19 protein-coding genes are annotated in these 18455 nt (G+C 38.8%); 7 read left to right on the top strand and 12 right to left on the bottom strand.

All coding sequences use genetic code 11. The features are described from left to right. The first annotated feature begins 8 nt into the window (after positions 1–8). Positions 9–752, top strand: coding sequence for an amino acid kinase family protein (locus AC1DSL_RS04360; protein WP_016427800.1), 744 nt, complete (start codon positions 9–11; stop codon positions 750–752). Here AC1DSL_RS04360 and AC1DSL_RS04355 read toward each other — a convergent pair. Beyond that, positions 746–1822: a CAP domain-containing protein gene (locus AC1DSL_RS04355; protein ID WP_016427801.1), complete on the bottom strand. Its 1077-nt coding sequence runs from the start codon at positions 1820–1822 to the stop codon at positions 746–748. The two genes, AC1DSL_RS04360 and AC1DSL_RS04355, sit on opposite strands and share 7 nt — an antisense overlap. 151 nt (positions 1823–1973) lie before the next feature. Here AC1DSL_RS04355 and AC1DSL_RS04350 point away from each other — a divergent pair, with 151 nt between their 5' ends. Then, complete coding sequence (locus AC1DSL_RS04350) at positions 1974–2339, top strand: YugN family protein (RefSeq protein ID WP_016427802.1); 366 nt, start codon at positions 1974–1976, stop codon at positions 2337–2339. A 104-nt stretch (positions 2340–2443) separates the two neighbouring features. Further along, positions 2444–3502 (top strand): sporulation integral membrane protein YtvI, encoded by a 1059-nt coding sequence (ytvI, locus tag AC1DSL_RS04345; protein WP_477531309.1) that lies wholly within the window; start codon positions 2444–2446, stop codon positions 3500–3502. 118 nt (positions 3503–3620) lie between these two features. Here the strand turns inward: ytvI and AC1DSL_RS04340 are convergent, their stop codons facing one another. The 7 genes from AC1DSL_RS04340 to cyoE form a co-directional block, all read right to left on the bottom strand. After that, positions 3621–4082 carry a DUF420 domain-containing protein gene (locus tag AC1DSL_RS04340; RefSeq protein WP_016427804.1) on the bottom strand — a complete coding sequence of 154 codons (462 nt, stop codon included), beginning with the start codon at positions 4080–4082 and terminating at the stop codon, positions 3621–3623. A 39-nt stretch (positions 4083–4121) separates the two neighbouring features. Beyond that, the gene (gene ctaG / locus AC1DSL_RS04335) at positions 4122–5036 is read right to left on the bottom strand and encodes a cytochrome c oxidase assembly factor CtaG (RefSeq protein ID WP_477531308.1); all 915 of its coding nucleotides are present in this window, start codon (positions 5034–5036) and stop codon (positions 4122–4124) included. Positions 5037–5376: 340 nt separating this feature from the next. Beyond that, a complete protein-coding gene (gene ctaF / locus AC1DSL_RS04330; RefSeq protein WP_016427806.1) occupies positions 5377–5712 on the bottom strand; it encodes a cytochrome c oxidase subunit IVB in 336 nt (111 codons plus the stop codon). Between the two features lies 1 nt (position 5713). Continuing rightward, positions 5714–6340 (bottom strand): cytochrome (ubi)quinol oxidase subunit III, encoded by a 627-nt coding sequence (locus tag AC1DSL_RS04325; RefSeq protein WP_342541852.1) that lies wholly within the window; start codon positions 6338–6340, stop codon positions 5714–5716. Then, the gene (ctaD, locus tag AC1DSL_RS04320; RefSeq protein WP_016427808.1) at positions 6340–8205 is read right to left on the bottom strand and encodes a cytochrome c oxidase subunit I; all 1866 of its coding nucleotides are present in this window, start codon (positions 8203–8205) and stop codon (positions 6340–6342) included. Before ctaD ends, AC1DSL_RS04325 begins: the two co-directional genes overlap by 1 nt. Positions 8206–8239: 34 nt before the next feature. Next, positions 8240–9334 (bottom strand): cytochrome c oxidase subunit II, encoded by a 1095-nt coding sequence (coxB, locus tag AC1DSL_RS04315; RefSeq protein WP_477531307.1) that lies wholly within the window; start codon positions 9332–9334, stop codon positions 8240–8242. 99 nt (positions 9335–9433) lie between these two features. Further along, positions 9434–10351 (bottom strand): heme o synthase, encoded by a 918-nt coding sequence (cyoE, locus tag AC1DSL_RS04310; protein WP_342541854.1) that lies wholly within the window; start codon positions 10349–10351, stop codon positions 9434–9436. A gap of 322 nt (positions 10352–10673) precedes the next feature. Between cyoE and AC1DSL_RS04305 the strand changes: the two genes are divergently transcribed. Further along, entirely contained in the window at positions 10674–11594 is a 921-nt protein-coding gene (locus tag AC1DSL_RS04305) for a COX15/CtaA family protein (protein ID WP_342541855.1), read from the top strand. Positions 11595–11769: 175 nt separating this feature from the next. Here the strand turns inward: AC1DSL_RS04305 and pyc are convergent, their stop codons facing one another. The 3 genes from pyc to AC1DSL_RS04290 all read right to left on the bottom strand — a co-directional run bounded on the left by pyc (position 11770) and on the right by AC1DSL_RS04290 (position 16739). Continuing rightward, positions 11770–15210 (bottom strand): pyruvate carboxylase, encoded by a 3441-nt coding sequence (gene pyc, locus AC1DSL_RS04300; RefSeq protein ID WP_477531306.1) that lies wholly within the window; start codon positions 15208–15210, stop codon positions 11770–11772. Between the two features lie 16 nt (positions 15211–15226). Further along, entirely contained in the window at positions 15227–16390 is a 1164-nt protein-coding gene (locus AC1DSL_RS04295; RefSeq protein ID WP_477531305.1) for an FtsW/RodA/SpoVE family cell cycle protein, read from the bottom strand. A gap of 67 nt (positions 16391–16457) precedes the next feature. Then, complete coding sequence (locus AC1DSL_RS04290; protein WP_016427814.1) at positions 16458–16739, bottom strand: Fpa/YlaN family protein; 282 nt, start codon at positions 16737–16739, stop codon at positions 16458–16460. Positions 16740–16907: 168 nt separating this feature from the next. On the opposite strand from AC1DSL_RS04290, the gene AC1DSL_RS04285 reads away from it, so the two are divergent. The 3 genes from AC1DSL_RS04285 to AC1DSL_RS04275 all read left to right on the top strand — a co-directional run bounded on the left by AC1DSL_RS04285 (position 16908) and on the right by AC1DSL_RS04275 (position 18079). Then, positions 16908–17408, top strand: coding sequence for a hypothetical protein (locus tag AC1DSL_RS04285; protein WP_016427815.1), 501 nt, complete (start codon positions 16908–16910; stop codon positions 17406–17408). Positions 17409–17420: 12 nt separating this feature from the next. Then, a complete protein-coding gene (locus AC1DSL_RS04280) occupies positions 17421–17624 on the top strand; it encodes a YlaI family protein (RefSeq protein ID WP_016427816.1) in 204 nt (67 codons plus the stop codon). A gap of 71 nt (positions 17625–17695) precedes the next feature. After that, positions 17696–18079, top strand: a complete 384-nt coding sequence (locus AC1DSL_RS04275) for a hypothetical protein (protein ID WP_477531304.1) — start codon at positions 17696–17698, stop codon at positions 18077–18079. Here the strand turns inward: AC1DSL_RS04275 and AC1DSL_RS04270 are convergent. Beyond that, a complete protein-coding gene (locus AC1DSL_RS04270) occupies positions 18076–18405 on the bottom strand; it encodes a YlaH-like family protein (RefSeq protein ID WP_016427818.1) in 330 nt (109 codons plus the stop codon). The genes AC1DSL_RS04275 and AC1DSL_RS04270 overlap by 4 nt on opposite strands. Positions 18406–18455: the final 50 nt, after the last annotated feature.

The following is an 18455-nucleotide window of genomic DNA, read 5'->3' as shown; positions in this document are numbered from 1 at the left end:
CGGGTTTGATGATTGTGCAAAAATTCGGAGGCATAGCGGTGAGAGATGCAGCATCGCGGGCAGTATGTATTCAACATATTAAAGAAGGTTTAGCCAAATATAAATCGGTTCTAGTGGTTGTTTCAGCAATGGGGCGTCATGGGGATCCTTATTCCACCGATACACTGATTCGAATAACGGACGCATTTCAAATTGCACCAGAATCAAAAGATGTTGCTGCTATTTGCGGAGAGCTCCTGGCATCTTCCGTTCTATCAGCAGAATGTTTAAAGCAACAGATTCCGTGTCAATTAGCGTATGGCATACAGGCTGGTATCTACACGGATGACCATTTTGGAGATGCTTCAATTATTAAAACATCTAAAAAAGTCATTAAAGAATTGCTCCAGCATGTACCATGTGTAATTGTACCAGGGTTTCAAGGAATTACGACAGATCATCGCTTTACGACACTTGGACGCGGTGGCAGTGATTTAACTGCAATCGTGATGGCCAATTTATTCGATGCCGAGGCGGTTGAATTTTATAAAGATGTACCAGGTGTCATGTCCGGTGATCCAAAAAACTCGGAAAATGTATATAAATTACCGAAAGTTTCGTATGAAAAGCTTCAGCAGCTTTGTGAAACTGAGACACACCCACTGATACAAAAAAAAGCAGTGGACATGGCGGCTAAGCACCAAATTCCACTGCATATTCGTCCTTTCGGTTCTTCAGAAGAAGGAACATGGATAAACTCCGCTGCTCATTGACCTTTTCTGACATTCATCTCGCGTTTTACAAAGTTTTGCGTATAATATTTGCCAAATGTTCCTACGCCCAGGTGGGTAAAATCTTCTTTTAGCAAAACTTCTCTATGATCTGAAGAATTTAACCAACCATTTACAACTTCTGCTGAATCATAATAATTCGCTGCAAGGTTTTCAGCTGCACTGTCATAAACAATAAGCGACTCTTCCAAACGGTTTTCCAAATCCCCAAAATCCGGTGACTCATGAGAAAAATAATTTTGCATCGCCATATCTTCACTATGTTTGCTTGCAACAAGTCCAAGAGCATCATCTTCAATAACTGTATTAACGGAATGACGTGAACGATACACGTTCGTCAATTCAAATAATTGGCGTTCATTTGATGCATCAATAGATTTTTGCAATGTCGTTGAAGGTACTTTAGGTGCTAAGTAGTCACCTTTGTAAGTCATTTCATAAGGCTGATGGAGAACAAGTGTCTTTGGATCAGTAAAACGAATGGCTTCCACTTCTTGGTCTTCTTCATCCATATAAATTTGGGCAAAAAGCCCATCGAATTTAATTAATAATCGGTTCGTCATATCTTGGTCGTTGATGGTGAATGTATAAACATTCGAATCGATTTGCACGGTAATTTCCGACTCGATTATAGTAAAGCGGTATAAATCATCAATGGATTGCCCAACTTGATAGGGTGAGGCATCAAGGCTTTCTCCTGCAATATATATTTGAGTTATGGTGTCCCCGTTAACGCCTACCATCATATAAGAATCGAGTGACCTATTGTACACCCACCATTCATATCCGTAAGCTGAAGGCTCGATTCGGTTAGGTTCCCCAAATGATTCCACCACTTTTTTAGTATGTTGTCCAATAAGCGTAGATAGTCCTTTTTCTGGTCTTGGGACTGATTCTTCCCCAGATGGGGGTAATAAGTTTTCCTGTGGCAAAGCTTGCCCTGTTGGACCTGGCGCTTCCAATAAATCATTTTCTTGAACAGTTTGGTCGGAATAAAAAATGACAGTCATGATAATAGCTAATAAAATTAAGATTCTAACCAATACTTTCAATAAGACAACTCCTCATAAGGAAAATGATGAGTCTATTATATCAGTGTAAAGCGTATTGACACAATGTTGTCATTGCAACAGATGCAAAATTGCACTATTATAAAATGGAACGCGTTACTTAGGGTAAAGCATGTATAAGGAGGACGATTTTATGTATTTTGAAAACACAGGTATTGAAAATACAGCAGCTGATTTACAATTATTAGATGATATTATGTTAAACCACGGTCTTGTACGTGAAGGTCAATGGGATTACGAACGTGTTACTTATGACAAAAAATACGAAATTAAAGAAGGCACATTCTATTTACGTATTTTCGGCTTCACAAAAGATGGCGATGTTGGCGCTCATGATGCAATCATTACCTTGATGAAACCAGTTGTAGGTAAACATTATTTCCCTCATGGTGTTGAATATGGAGACCAAGAAGTCTTCCCGGCACATTTGGTTAAATCATGTCAGCAAACATTGGCTGCTGTTAAAGCAGATATCAATGCATTTGAAATTCGTGCATAATGGAAACGCCGAGGAATAATAATCCTTCGGCGTTTTTTCTATTGCTTTTCAAATGTGACAATGTTGTCTATACTTATACAATATGGAAAAATGAGGTGATGCTGATGCCAAAGTGGATTACCAAGAAATTTTTAATACTAGCTTTATTGATTGTATTGCTCATCCTTTTTTTAACCTTTGTACTCCCTCTCGCAGTTCCAATTCTTCTAGCTTTAATTACTGCTTTTTTCCTTGAACCGATTGTTAAATGGTGTAAAGAAAAGTTTAAATGGAATCGAAAGACTGCCGTTATTACCGTTTTTATATTATTTTTATTACTCATTACCGCTACCTTATATTTCACTATCACCCAATTAGTTGGTCAGATTATTCAATTGACTAAAATTGCACCCGATTATTTTAATACACTGTCATTGTCATGGATGAATGTCCAAAGCAAATTATTCAGTTTTACGCAAGGCATGCCCATTGAAGTGGTAACTTCGATTAAAAATGAGCTAGATGAGTTTTTAAACACTATGCAAAAAGCCATTTTGGGGATTGTAAGCTACAATAGTATCAGCAAACTGCTGACAGGCATACCAAATTTTTTAGTCAGTTTTATCGTTTACATTATCACGTTATTCCTGTTTATGTTGGACCTAACAGATCTGAAGAAAATGGTATTTCGTCATCTGACGCCTGCAACTGCTGAAAAAGTTCGTTTTATGACTTCCCGATTAAATTCTGTCATTTTTGGTTTTATGAAAGCCCAATTGCTTGCCAGTTTATTTATTTTAGTAGGAAGCTTTATTGGATTATTATTCATTGCCCCAAAATATGCAATTATAATGTCTATAGTTATTTGGATCATCGATATTATTCCTATACTAGGTTCGATTGCCATTGTCGGACCATGGTCATTGTACCAATTTGTCATTGGGGACATTGCCATGGGAACAAAACTTGCCATTCTGGCGTTAGTGTTGCTGGTCATTCGCCGTGCTGTAGAACCCAAATTAATGGGCTCTCAGATTGGTTTATCACCTCTTGCCACATTAATTGCCATGTTTATCGGATTACAAATTTTCGGTTTCCTCGGATTAATCATCGGTCCATTTGTCGTCATCATTTTCACTACAGCAAAAGAAGCCGGTATTATCAAAACCAATTTCAAACTATAAAAAATGCCAATTACCTCAATAACAAGGTGATTGGCATTTTTTATTATCTTTGATTTTGATAAAAATTAGAGGGAATCGCTCCCTTTAAATTAAAGACATTGTTTAACTGGGTCTTTAATTAAAATCCTAATATCGCTTTAAAAACAGAAGTGGTTTCTCCACCTTCATAGATGATATAAAGCAATAAGTAGACCATTACGCCTGTAATGGCAGTGAAAAACCAAATGATACTTGTAATTGGACCTAGTTTACGGTGTCTTTTCAAATTGTCTTTATAGCCAGACCAAATGGTAAAGAGACCAAATACCGCACCTGTCGTAGCCAATATAATATGAAAGACTAAAAAAGTAGTATAAAAGATTTTATATTCATCGGGTCCGCCAAAAGCTGTGTTTCCGATAAACAACGTTCGTGAAACATAAATAATAAAGAATGTCAGTGCTGCAATTGCAGCTGCAAACATGGTTTTCTTATGTGCTTCAATTTTTCTTTGTTTAATTAAAGCCCAACCAATCGCAACAAGGACGGCGCTTAACGCAATAAAAAACGTACTGATAGTCGGCAATACAAGTGGATTCATCTCTTTTTCTCCTAACACTCACCAATTTATGAAGGTTGATTATTTGTTTGCTGCATAAGCTTGTCGATCTTGTAATGCCTTTTGGGTAATCTCTTCTGCATTATCTTGTTCTGAACGATACCATTGGAAGAACACGATAGCCAATACAACTCCATAAATGATTTCTTGAATAATTTTCATAATGACACCACCTAATTGCTGGTCTTCCATTACTGGCATATTCGTAAACAGTTCTGGACCGGACAAAGTTAATCCGGACAATGTAGATGTAGGCACACAGAGTTCCATAGCTTTTAACCAAGCGTCACCATTTGAATAAGTCGCATACATTGGCTGACTTGCAAAGATAATCAGTGCACAGGCAGGCGTAATCAAAATGGCGCTCCCAATAATATAACCAATTTTACTTAATCCGTGTACTTGGTGTTCACCTTTTAATTTATTCATGATTGGYCACCAAAGAAGTACGGCAGATATGAACAAAAAGAGATTGAATACAGAATGGTAAAGCTCGTTTTGTTTAATATTATCCAAAATAAGTGGGATATGATATATAGAGAACAAGCCACTGAACACGATTAAAGCCAACAAAGGTTTGGTAAGGAATCTGAAGATGGGTTTAATAAATCGATTGTTGATGATTTTACGCCATACCCATGTTGGAATTCCAACGATTAGCAATGGCGGAACTAACATTAACAATAAAGCCATTTGCGTCATGTGCATCGAAAATAAAATATGACTCATTAAATCGATAGGTGATCCTTTCACTGCGTAAAGCAAAAGCATGGCACTGACAAAAGCTGTAATTTCTTTTTTAGTTACAGGTTGAGTCTCTTCAAACCAATGCTGTTTTTTTGAAGTTATATAAAAATAAAGCCCTATAACTACTAGCGTCAATAATAGGAAAAACGGACTCCATAACGCTTGAAATCCAAATATACTTAAAGGCATCGTTACTCGCTCCTTTTTTCTTCAGTACCCCCATTATAAATCCCATCTGCCATAACATCAATGAACGAACTATGAACAATGCGATTAAATAGACTGAAATAGAGTAGAATTCGGTTCACTTCGAAATCTATCTTCGTATTTCTACTTATAAATAGGCTTAAATAAATTTTGATTTTGTTTATCGTCCTTTTGTGCTTGCTACACCGCTCAACATGATACTGACAAGTATAAAAACCACTTGTTCGTTAATCTCACTCATATTAAGGGAATCTCCGACAAAAAATTGCCATAAAAAAAAGCAAGCAAGGAAAAACAAAACTTTCCTTGCTCGCTTCGATCGTTAATTCCACCAAATAATTGTAACAAATGTCAATACGGTAATGAAACCTACAATTACCCCACTGTATAAAAACATGGATGCAGTTTCATGACCTTTATGGCTCATATGCATGAAGTAATACAATTGTAAAACAACCTGAATCGCTGCCAATAACAAAATGATTGGCGCAACTAAATTTGGAGAGAAATCAGCATAGACTGCCGTGAATGCGATCAAAGTTAAGAAAATCATAATCGCAAACGTTGTCAATTGTCCACGCATCTCATTTGCAGAACGTCGACGTTTATACTCATATTCGGTTTGAGATTTTACATGATTGTGTACATCGTGTGCCATCTTAACCCATCACTCCCATCAAGTATACTACCGTGAAGATAAATACCCACACTACGTCAATAAAGTGCCAATAAAGAGAAGCTAAATAGAATTTAGGCGCGTTATAAAGATTCAAGCCACGCTTCGAATTTCGAACCATAAGAAGGGTAATCCATACTAGTCCAACCAAAACGTGAGCTCCGTGTGTTCCAACTAGTGTAAAGAAAGATGAACTGAAAGCACTTTGACCGTAAGTAAATCCTTCATGTACATAATGTGAAAACTCATAAATTTCAAAACATAGGAATGCAGCACCCAGTAATACTGTTACCATTAACCAAGCTTGCATTGCTTTGAAGTTATAGTTTTTCATGTGATACATCGCATAAACACTTGTTAAAGATGAAGTCAAAAGTAACATTGTCATGATGAATACTAAAGGCAATTCAAACAAACCTTGTGTCGTGAATTCCATTCCACTTGGACCTTTGTTTTTCAAAGCCAAGTAAGTAGCAAACAAACTAGCGAATGTTACAGTTTCTCCACCAAGGAAAAGCCAAAATCCAACAAATTTATTTTTACCTTCCAAAGTGGAATTTTCCGGATGATCCGGCCAAGATTGTGGGGTGTACTTAGTATTTAAGTCCATTAGTGTTTACCCCCTTTTTCATTCAATAAATCTTCTTTATGAACATGATATCCATGGTCATCTTTCAATGAACGAACGATCATTGAACCGAATGTGATAGCTAATCCCAAGAACATCACAGGCACTGCCCAAGATTTTTCTCCATTGTATAAAGCACCAAATGCTCCTACGAATAGACCAAATGAAATAACAACAGGAATAAATGAATTGTTAGGCATATGGATATCGCCTACTGGCTCTGCGTAAGTCATTCCTTCTTTATTTCCTTCTTGTTTTTCAATCCAGAATGTATCCAGACCACGAACAAGTGGTGTTTGTTTAAAGTTGTAGAAAGGTACAGGTTGTGGAACAGCCCATTCTAAAGTACGACCATCACCCCATGGATCACGACCAACTTTTTCGTTTTTCACGATCGTCATGATGATGTTCACCACTAGAACAATAACTCCGGCTGCCATGAAAATAGCACCTAATGAACTGATGAGATTGTAAGTGTCCCATCCTTGGTTTGCACCATACGTGAACACACGACGTGGCATCCCAAGTAAACCTAGGAAATGTTGGATAAAGAACGTTAAGTGGAAACCAATGAAGAATAACCAGAAAGTTACTTTTCCAAGTGTTTCATTTAACATCGTGTTGAACATTAATGGCCAGTAGAAATGTAAACCAGCTAATAATCCAAGTACTACCCCACCAACAATAACATAGTGGAAATGAGCAACAATAAAGTATGAATCGTGCAATTGATAATCAAGAGGTGCAGCAGCTTGCATGATCCCCGTTACACCACCAGCAACGAAAGATGGGATAAACCCAATCGCGTAAAGCATAGGTGTTGTAAAGATGATACTTCCGCCCCACATTGTAAGCAACCAGTTAAAGATTTTTACTCCGGTAGGAACCGCGATTGCCATTGTCGCAACAGCAAAGATTGCGTTAGCAGTTGGTCCCATACCTACTGTAAACATATGATGTGCCCAAACCATGAATCCTAAGAAACCGATTAATACAGTTGCGAAGACCATAGCTGAATAACCAAACAAACGTTTACGTGAGAACGTAGGGAATATTTCTGAGAAGATACCGAAAGCAGGTAAAATCAAGATATATACTTCAGGATGTCCGAAGATCCAGAATAAATGCTCCCAAATAATAGTATTACCACCCATTGTATGATCAAAGAAGTTTCCTCCGAACATACGGTCAACGATCATGAAAATGATCCCAATCGTCAATGGTGGGAAAGCGAATAGAATTAATGCTGATGCAACAAAAGTTGTCCAAGTGAACAATGGCATACGCATGTAAGTCATACCTGGTGCACGCATGTTGATAATTGTAACTAGGAAGTTAATACCTCCGATTAATGTACCAAAACCGGAAATGAATAGACCTAAAGCATAAAAGTCAATCCCATGACCCGGTGAAGCTAATGAAAGCGATGCATATGAAGTCCATCCTGCATCAGGTGCTCCTCCCAAGAACCAAGATAAGTTAAGGAATACTCCTCCGAAGAAGAATAACCAGAAACCTAAAGAGTTTAAGAATGGGAAAGCAACGTCACGCGCACCGATTTGAAGTGGCATAACGGCATTCATAAAGCCTAATAACAATGGCATGGCAGCCAGGAAGATCATGGTTGTACCATGCATCGTGATAATTTGATTGAAAAGACCAGCACTCACAAAATCATTGTCAGGTTGTGCTAGTTGTATACGTATAAGCATAGCCTCGATACCGCCGACGATAAAGAAGAATCCACCGGTAATGAGGTAAAGGATGGCAATTTTCTTATGATCGACTGTTGTTAAATAGTCCCAAAGAGTGGCACCAAAGCCTTTTTTCTGTGCGATTGAACTCACAACTTTAACCTCCTTCTTGTCATTCTGTAGAAGATTAATCTTCTACAGATAGTCCCATTAAGTATTCTGTCAGAGCTGTGAGCTCTTGATCTGTTAATTCTTTACCATTTCTATTAGGTAAATCTTCAGGTTGAGGCATCAAGTTACCTGGTTTATGCTCTTCAGGATCATTAATCCATGCCTTAACGTTTTCATCAGTTTGTTCCATGAAACCAGCTACTCGGTTGCGATCTCCAAAAGTTGCTAAGTTAGGACCTACACCACCAGTTGTGCCTGCACCTGATACAGCATGACAAGCAATACAGCTAGTGTTGAAGATTTCCTGACCTTGCTGAGCAACGTCACCTTCTGGCGTTTCTTCTGCTTTTGATGCTTTCATGTCTGCTACCCAAGCATTGAAATCATCACGATCTAAAGATCTTACTTTGAAGTCCATAAGGGCATGTGAAGGACCACAAAGTTCCGCACATTTACCATAAAACACACCATCTTCAAGACTATCTGAAGGATTGTCGAATGTTAAATAGAATGTGTTTAGGTTTTCAACGTTTGTATCCATTTTACCGCCCGCTGCAGGAATCCAGAATGAGTGTTTTACATCTGCTGCTTTAAGGTTAAAGTAAACTTTCTCTTGCGTCGGTACTACTAATTCTTGAGCTGTAACGATTCCTAAATCCGGATACTCAAATTCCCACCAGTAAAGATTTGCTTTAACGTTAACCGTTACTGCTGTCTTATTGCCTTTTGCATCGACTGTATCCATACCACTGACATCCGCCAATTTATATGTAGAGACTACAGTAGGAACTGTCAAAATCAATAGTAAAATAATCGGAACGATAGTCCAGATAAGTTCTAATTTGTGACTTCCTTCTACTTGCTTAGGAATTACATGTTCGCCCACTTTAGAACGACGGAACTTGACGATTGCAAGAATGTAAACAATCATTACTACAACAATAACAAGTACCATGATTCCTGTTGAAAGCAACATTAAATCCAATTGATCTCTACCGACTTGTCCCGCTGGAGTAAGTGTAGATAAATGTTCTTCACCGCATCCAGACAAAAAGACCATTAGAGCTGTCAGCAGTGAAAAGAGACGCCACTTTTTGAGCCCTTTCATCATAGCTTAATCAAACCCCTCTTTCGTAGTTGTATTCATTTGTAAATCGGACTGTGGTTCCATTCTATATGAATTCTAAATTCAAAGAAAGAATCCCAAAAGTTAGCTGAAAATCGAGAAAATAATCATCGAGACAAAAATGATGGTCATGTAATTTAAGGAATAGATAAACATGCCTTTTGCCCATTTTAAATCATCTTCCGCTTTAAAGCCTCTTAGTGCAAGTACGAGCCATCCAATATTAAGCACAGTAGCGAGTACGAGGAACCATGTTCCTAGTTCCATGAGTAAGAATGGAAGTGGGAAAAGAACTAAAATCCACAGAAGCATGGAGCGCTTCGTATGTGCAAATCCTTTAATAACCGGCAACATCGGAATGCCTGCCGCCCGGTATTCTTCCGTTCGTTTCATAGCAAGTGCATAAAAGTGTGGAGGCTGCCATGCGAACATGATGAGGAATAATGCAAGTGCACCCCATCCAAGTGTAGGTTCAACTGCTGCCCATCCGATTACTGGAGGAATAGCCCCTGATATACTCCCAACGATTGTATTGCTCACATGCCTTCTTTTTGACCACATGGTATAAAGGACAACGTAACTGATAATACCAGCAAGTCCCCATATACCAGCTGAAAACGATGCCATAAATAACAAAATCTCACCGACAACCATGAAGGACAGAGCAACGGACAATACGGCAGTTGGTTTGAATCGTCCCGTCACAGTCGGTCTGGATTTTGTTCTCGCCATAATTGGATCTATATCCTGATCGATGTAGTTGTTCATTGCGGCTGAACCGGCAATAATCAACGCTGCACCGACAAGAGTATAAAACATGAGGTCCATCTCATCTAAGAAGTGACGGTTTGAAAATTGAAATGCCAACCATAATCCCGTAAACGTAGTCACAAGGTTTGAGTTTACAATTCCAATCTTAATCAATGCAAGAAAGTCTTTAACAAATGATGTTGTTTCAAGATCCGCATCAGTTCTTGCATTGATCGCGCGACCGTTTGACATGATAACTCCCCCTTTCAAAGTTGTAAGCATATTCCGCTACACTTACTATATCGAAAAACTTATGCTAATTCTATATTTAAGTTCAAATTCGATAAAAAGCCATAGCGGTTTCCTKTCAATTTGACACAACATATCTATAGTAAAGCATTTTCTAAAAAGTTTTGTGAATGGAAAGAGAATATTTTATGAACAATTTGTGAATTGGGTATCCTTACTGTTGTTGTTTCTCTGTTAAACATTGTTTTTTGTCATATTCTTAGCTATTATCAAACATGCAGGTATCGCATTTTCGCGATCAGTATAGACAAAGTAGGTGTCATTCATGCAACAAAGTAAATACTTAAAGTGGTTTGCTGTTGCTTCTACAATCGGCATGTTGCTCATAATTCTTGGTGGAGCACTTGTTACGAAAACAGAAAGTGGAATGGGTTGCGGCAGACACTGGCCGGGATGCAATGGAGAACTAATTCCCGACAAAATCACTACTGAAGTTTTAATTGAATTTTCTCACCGTCTCGTAACTGGTTCGGTAGGTTTTCTCATCTTGATCTTATCCGTTTGGTCATGGAAAGCAATGGGACATATACGCGAAACAAAATTTTTAGCTTTTATGGCAATGTTTTTCTTGATTTTACAAGCGCTAATTGGTGCAGCTCAAGTTCTATGGGGACAAGGTGACTTTATATTAGCCCTCCATTTTGGTATTTCCTTAATATCATTCGCCTCAGTTTTATTGTTAACGCTTCTGATTTTTGAAGTCGATCGCAAATTTGATGCGGATAAGTTACAGATTGGGAAAAAATTGAAATGGCATACAATAGGAGTTGCCCTTTACTCCTATATAGTCGTTTACACAGGTGCCCTCGTTCGCCATACAGATTCAGGCTTAATCTGTGCGGATTGGCCAATGTGTCGTAACGGAGATTTCTCTTTACCAGCCAACCTTTATGAATGGGTGCAAATGGGACATCGTACAGCGGCCGGACTAATTTTCCTCTGGATTGGTTTCATAGCATGGCATGCATTCAAGAATTATAGAGACCAACGAGTTTTATCTTATGGGTGGATTATTGCGTTTGTTATCGTCTCACTTCAAGTCATATCAGGTATGCTAGTAGTGTTGACAAGGCTGAACTTATTCTTCGCTTTACTACATTCTCTACTCATCACACTACTATTTGGATTGCTATGTTATATGATTTTGCTCCTATCTCGTAGCCGTTCTAAAAAAACATCACTTTAAAAGCAGTTCCGCGTACATGCGGAACTGCTTTTTTCGATAGAAATGGAATTAGTACAGATGGATATAAGAAAAGGCATCAGCTGAAACCGTTAACGGTTTCAGCTGATACCCTTTTAATGTTGATTTTTATCAATGCTAGGGCAAATGTACGATAATCAACAGTATCGTGTTTAATCTACTCTTTTTCCATTTCAATCAACAAATCTCCCGTTGTAATAGAAGAGCCGGTAGTGACATGAATTTCTTTCACAACACCGTCATACGGAGACTGGACAGTTGTTTCCATTTTCATCGCTTCAGTAATAAGCAAATGATCTCCACGCTTTACTCGACTACCCTTATCTATTACTACTTTTAATACAGTTCCTGGCATCGTAGCACCAATATGATCAGGGTTACCGACGTCCGCTATCGGTTTTTGTGTAATATCCGATTCAATCGTCAAGTCCTGGATGATTACTTCCCTTGGCTGTCCATTCAATTCGAAATAAAGGACGCGATTACCGTCCGATTGAGGTTGGCTAATCGATACTAATTTTACGAGTAACGTTTTACCTTTCTCAATTTCCACTTGGATTTCTTCACCTAAGCGCATACCGTACAAGAAGGTTGGAGTATCTAATACGGAAACATCCCCAAATTTCTTCACAATATCCGAGTATTCATCGAACACTTTTGGATACAACGCATATGCCAGTACTTCATGACTTGTAACCGGACGACTCAATTTATGGAAAAGCTCTTCTTTCAGCTTATCGAAATTGACTGGTTCCAACAATTCACCTGGGCGCACCGTAATAGCTTCGCGTCCTTTTAAGATTACCTGTTGCAGTTCTTTCGGGAACCCGCCGTAAGGCTGCCCAATATATCCTTGGAAGAACTCGATTACTGAATCAGGGAAATCAATTGTTTGTCCTCGGGTAAGTACCGTTTCTTCCGTTAAATCATTTTGAACCATGAAGAGCGCCATATCACCGACAACTTTTGATGAAGGCGTAACTTTGACAACATCACCAAACATTAAGTTAACGGTTGAATACATATCTTTTACTTCTTCAAAACGCTCACMCAAGCCAACTGCTTTCGCTTGTTGTTGCAAATTGGAATACTGACCACCCGGCATTTCATGGACATAAATTTCAGAATGTGGACTCATCATGCCAGACTCGAAATCCTGGTAGTATTTGCGTACATCTTCCCAGTAGTGAGAAAGTTTCTCCAAAGCTTTAATATCAGTTCGCACTTCGCGCGTACTGCCTTTTAATGCATACGCAAGCGTATTTGTGCTCGGTTGGGATGTTAGTCCTGCCATCGTTCCTAACGCTGTGTCAACGATGTCTACGCCAGCATCAATTGCTCTACCGTACAAATAAATTCCGTTGCCACTTGTATCATGTGTATGCAAATGAATCGGAAGTGAAACTGTGTCTTTTAATTCTGAAATTAATCGGTATGCCGCTTCGGGTTTCAGTAAACCAGCCATATCTTTAATGGCTAAAATATGTGCACCTGCTGCTTCCAATTCTTTTGCCATTTCTTTGTAATAAGCGACCGTATATTTGTCACGACTGTCATCTAAAATATCACCCGTATAACAAATTGCCGCCTCCGCTATTTTGCCTGATTGTCGAGCTGCATCAATGGCCACTTCCATCCCTTTGATCCAGTTTAAACTATCAAATACGCGGAAAACATCGATTCCAGCTTCTGCTGATGTCTGTACAAATTCACGGATAACATTGTCAGGGTAGTTTTTATAACCCACAGCATTTGCCCCACGAATCAGCATCTGCAACAACACATTTGGAATCATTTCACGCATTTTAATGAGTCGATCCCATGGATTTTCCTTAAGGAATCGATATGCAACGTCAAATGTGGCACCACCCCACATTTCAAAAGAAAACGCATCATGCATGGCTCTTGCCGACTGCTCTGCAATTTCATACATATCATGAGAACGGACGCGTGTTGCAAGCAATGATTGGTGTGCATCACGGAACGTAGTGTCTGTCACCAAAACATCTTTTTGTTCATGTATCCACTTGACTAGTCCCTCTGCTCCACGTTCATTAAGAATTTGTTTAGTACCCGCAGTAGGCGGAACAAGCAAATCTATTTGTGGTTTTCTTGGCAAGCCAAACACAGGTTTTGATGCTTTTTCGATACCGGGGAAACCATTCACTGTCACATTACCGATATAATTCAGTAGCTTTGTCCCTCTATCTTTTCGGGTTGCGAAGAGGAACAATTCCGGTGTGGAATCAATAAAGCTGGTATTGAAATTTCCTGTTAAGAAGTTTTTATGTTTTACTACATTTTCTAAAAAAGGAATATTCGTTTTTATACCTCTGATACGGAATTCCTGTAAGTTTCGATCCATTTTAGCGGCTGCTTCTTTAAACGTTTTTCCCCATGTCGATACTTTGACAAGTAGCGAGTCATAATATGGAGAAATCACAGCCCCTTGGTAACCATTCCCTGCATCGAGACGCACCCCAAATCCACCACCAGATCGGTATACCATCAATTTCCCGGTGTCGGGCATAAACTGATTTAAAGGATCTTCGGTTGTCACACGGGATTGAATAGCGAATCCGAAAAGTGGAATGTCTTGTTGCAACGGCATGCCAATTTCTTCTTCATATAAAGCTGATCCATCTGCTATGTGAATTTGGGTATGAACGATATCGATACCGGTAATCATTTCGGTAATCGTATGTTCTACTTGAATTCTCGGATTCACTTCGATGAAGTAAAACTCATCACCTGCAACTAAAAATTCAACTGTGCCTGCATTTATGTACTGAACATTATTCATTAATTGAACCGCGGCATCACAAATGCGGTCGCGCAATTCTTTTGTTATGGAATTGGATGGGGCGATTTCCACTACTTTTTGATGTCTTCGCTGAATCGAACAATCACGTTCATACAAGTGAACCAAATTGCCATGCTTATCCCCAAGAATTTGAACTTCTATGTGTTTCGGTTTATCAACAAATTTCTCTACATAGACTTCATCCGACCCAAACGCGGCTTTTGCTTCTGATTTTGCGCGTTCGTAAGCCGACTCCAAGTCTTTTGCAGTGGGAACAACACGCATACCTCGACCGCCGCCACCTAAGGATGCTTTGATCATTAAAGGATAGCCATTTGCTTCACCGAAATCTTTTACTTCCTGAACGGATTGAACAGGTCCGTCACTTCCTGGTATTACTGGGATGCCAGCAAGAACAGCTTGTTCTCGTGCTTTGACTTTGTCGCCAAACATGTCCAAATGAGCTGAAGTAGGACCGATAAAAATAATCCCTTCTTCTTCACAACGTCTCGCAAATTCCACGTTCTCAGATAAAAATCCATATCCAGGATGAATCGCATCTGCTCCACTTGTTTTTGCAATCTGTAAAATGCCTTCGATGTCCAGATAGGCATCGATTGGTTTCTTTCCATCTCCTACTAAATACGATTCGTCTGCTTTGTATCGATGAAAAGAAACACTATCTTCTCTTGAATAAATCGATACGGTACGCAAGTTTAATTCGGTACAAGCACGGAAAATGCGAATGGCAATTTCTCCGCGGTTAGCTACTAATATCTTCTGAATCGTTTTCATAATGAGACGACACTCCTTAGCTTCGCGTTTTTTCGTATTTGACAAACATAGACACATTTAACAGAATGCCCATAGCTAACGATAACAAAATAACAGAAGTTCCGCCATAACTTATAAATGGTAATGGCACGCCTGTTAATGGAATGAGACCAAGCAAGCCACCTAAATTGATAAAAGTCTGGAATCCTATGATACTCGCAAAACCTGCGGCAATCATACGCGCGTGCGGATCCTCTGCTCTTAAAGCAATAACCAATGCACGCAATACAATAAACCCAAGACCACCGATAACAATTAACACGCCAACTAATCCAAGTTCCTCTGCAATGATGGCCATGATGAAGTCTGTCTGGGGCTCCGGTAAATAGCCCAGTTTCTGTACCGACTGTCCAAGTCCGAGTCCTTTCAGCCCCCCTGCACCGATGGCCAAATAACCATTTACTACTTGGTATCCAAAGCCTTGTTCATATTCAAAAGGATTCAGGAAAGCCTCAATACGTCCAAGTCGACGTTCAGTAATAAACTTATCACGGGCTAAATACAAAACTGGTGTAATCAAAGCAAGTGCGCCAACGATTATGCCACTAATTTTCACAAATGTCCGGATTCGAATACCACTTGCGGCCATGACAGAAATTGCCGTAAAAAAGATAATCATAGCTGAACCCATATCTACTTCACTCAATACCAAGGCAACGGCCATAACAAGTACTGTCACTGGCGGGGCAATAGATTGGTTAAAACTATCTATGGGACCTTTTCTCGCTTTATTTGCAAATACACCGGCAAAATATAGCACCATAATTATTTTTGCAAACTCGGAAGGCTGAATGTTCCCAAATCCAAGATCAATCCAGCTCTTAGAACCACCGGCAGCATAGCCGACAAAATGAACCGCCACCAATAAGGTGAACATTACAACCAGCATGGCAATCATCATCGGCTTCTTGCGGTAATGCTTGTATGGAAATAAAGCCCCTACTAAAAATGCTGGGACCGATAAAACTAAGTTTAGTATTTGTTTTTTGTAAAAGTGGTCCGRCTCGAAACCGTATCGATTGACGGACCAAACCATGCTCGCGCTATATATCATTACGAGACCGAAAAGACATAAAAACATATATGTAATAAATAATGAATAATCGAAGTTTTTGGCATATCGCTTGATGTATGGGATCATTTTGAAACCTCTTTTTCTTTTTTTCTAGCAAAAAAACTCAAACACATGTTGAGTTTGAGTTTTTTACCTATTTCTCTGTATAAGCATCGTGCAATACAGATAATTCTTTTTCAAGTGTCGAAAGAAGCAACTTTCCTTCTTCACGCTCAATAAGCCCTAATTTTACAGCGAAATCAATTTCTTTAGATAAACCATACATTTGGGTATCCAAGACTTCTTCGTAAAGTGGGCATTGCGGCATCGTCAAATGGTCCATTTGAACCTTAATTAATTTTGCTATTTTTTCTGCATCAGCTTTTAATAAATCCATAGCTTTCTGCTGGTACGATTGCTGAGATTTAGTATCCATGAGGACGCCCCCATCACCTAATATAGTCTTAATAAAGTGTATCTTTCTAGTGACAAAAATGCAAGTATCGCTTCCACAGTGAATCTTTCCGAACTTAATTCTTTTTTACCTATAGGCTAAGCGTTATACTAGTAGAAGAAACGCAGCTTGCAAGGAGGCACCAATAGAATGGAAACGATAATACCTATTAAAGGGAATGTGAAATTTAAAATAACTTTAGACCCAGGTGTATGGATTTTTGATGATCGACGCATTGACTTAAAAACGTTTTTCACGGAACAGCAACTCGAAAAAAACGAGTTGGATGAATACACCAAAAAAATGTCAGCTCATTGGTCACGTGAAATCATGGAAGGTGCAACCTATCCTCCAACGTTGAAAACCGAGAAGAAATACGAGAAGACAAAAATCCTGACAGGAACTTTTGGTATTTACTTAAAACATTTTCTAAAAAATGCTGAAGTAAATAAAAACGCAAAATCAGTAATTATTGAAACTGAGAGTGGTGAAGAACATTCTTTCACCTTAGAACAAGCAGATTCACTGATTTTCAAGTATAGCCAGGATGGCAAACCTTTAAATGAGGATGGCCCTGTTTATGTCCTTCTTGCAGATGGATCCAACTTGGAAAATCCCATCAAGCATGTTCAAGCAGTACGAGTAGATTAGGAGGTCGTTTCGATGCGTGTAAAATGTGTCATTTGTGATACCATCAACCAATTGCCTGATGATTCACCACAAGCAAAAAAATTGCGCAATCGACCAATTCATACGTATATGTGTGATCCCTGCCACGAGCGTATTGAAGAAAAAACGCAAGCTAGATTGGCAACTGGTGACTTTGTTTTTTATAAAAGCTCACGCAGAATTGAAGAAGATTTCTAATGTTCACCTTCCCCCGTTTTGTCAATTCTCTTTACATTGGCATATTTAGCGGGATATTATTGGGACTTTTAATGAAGTTCATTCAATCTGTAACGAATATAAAAGTCTATACTTTATTACTGAATGTTGACTTCATTCCATTTATCGGTGAAGTACATTTGCCTGAAACGATTGAGTTCTTGTTTCATGTACTCATCTCTATTGTCATCACGTTTGTCTTTGTTGGACTTGCGGATCGGTTGCATGTAGAAGATAGTCTTCCAAAACTATGGTTACTCAGTTTTTCCCTTTGTTTACCGACCTTTGGCTTATATTTTCTGCTAAGTGAACTTGCTATTAAAGACGTCCCTGAATGGGATGATTGGCATGCTTTTGCGTATTGGACTCTCGGACATTTGTTTTATGTTTGGATACTTCCCATGTTATATAAAAAAAAAAAAAAAGAGAAGCACTAGCTTGCGCTAGCGCTTCTCTTTTTTTCATTATGCAAACGAATTTTATACAAAATTAATATCATTGCGGCGATAACTAATCCTTCTACTATTGGCAGGAAGAAAGCTAAAAAAGTAAGCATGATACATCCGATTAACAAGAATAAGTAAATCACGATGTTTTGACCAACTCTTAATTTTTTGGCAAATCCTAATTTGTATACTACCGCGGATAGCAAGAAGATGACAAGGTACAAAGCGTACCCTGCCACATCGTAGTTGGGAAGGATTTCATAAAGGAAACGCGCAACTGGGTACATATTGTCATAGACAAATTGCTGTTCTTCCAAGATTTCTCAACCTCTTTCCATACGATTAATTATTTTCTGCCGTTTTAGCT

The organism is Paenisporosarcina sp. P4_D4 (assembly GCF_056401835.1).
This window is presented reverse-complemented; position numbering and strand designations above follow the sequence as displayed.

Coding starts and splice junctions, on each gene's coding strand:
- AC1DSL_RS04360 (WP_016427800.1), top strand. CDS start 9: ATGATTGTGCAAAAATTCGGAGGCATAGCGGTGAGAGATGCAGCATCG.
- AC1DSL_RS04350 (WP_016427802.1), top strand. CDS start 1,974: ATGTATTTTGAAAACACAGGTATTGAAAATACAGCAGCTGATTTACAA.
- ytvI (WP_477531309.1), top strand. CDS start 2,444: ATGCCAAAGTGGATTACCAAGAAATTTTTAATACTAGCTTTATTGATT.
- AC1DSL_RS04340 (WP_016427804.1), bottom strand. CDS start 4,082: ATGAATCCACTTGTATTGCCGACTATCAGTACGTTTTTTATTGCGTTA.
- ctaF (WP_016427806.1), bottom strand. CDS start 5,712: ATGGCACACGATGTACACAATCATGTAAAATCTCAAACCGAATATGAG.
- AC1DSL_RS04325 (WP_342541852.1), bottom strand. CDS start 6,340: ATGGACTTAAATACTAAGTACACCCCACAATCTTGGCCGGATCATCCG.
- coxB (WP_477531307.1), bottom strand. CDS start 9,334: ATGATGAAAGGGCTCAAAAAGTGGCGTCTCTTTTCACTGCTGACAGCT.
- cyoE (WP_342541854.1), bottom strand. CDS start 10,351: ATGTCAAACGGTCGCGCGATCAATGCAAGAACTGATGCGGATCTTGAA.
- AC1DSL_RS04305 (WP_342541855.1), top strand. CDS start 10,674: ATGCAACAAAGTAAATACTTAAAGTGGTTTGCTGTTGCTTCTACAATC.
- AC1DSL_RS04290 (WP_016427814.1), bottom strand. CDS start 16,739: ATGGATACTAAATCTCAGCAATCGTACCAGCAGAAAGCTATGGATTTA.
- AC1DSL_RS04285 (WP_016427815.1), top strand. CDS start 16,908: ATGGAAACGATAATACCTATTAAAGGGAATGTGAAATTTAAAATAACT.
- AC1DSL_RS04280 (WP_016427816.1), top strand. CDS start 17,421: ATGCGTGTAAAATGTGTCATTTGTGATACCATCAACCAATTGCCTGAT.
- AC1DSL_RS04275 (WP_477531304.1), top strand. CDS start 17,696: ATGAAGTTCATTCAATCTGTAACGAATATAAAAGTCTATACTTTATTA.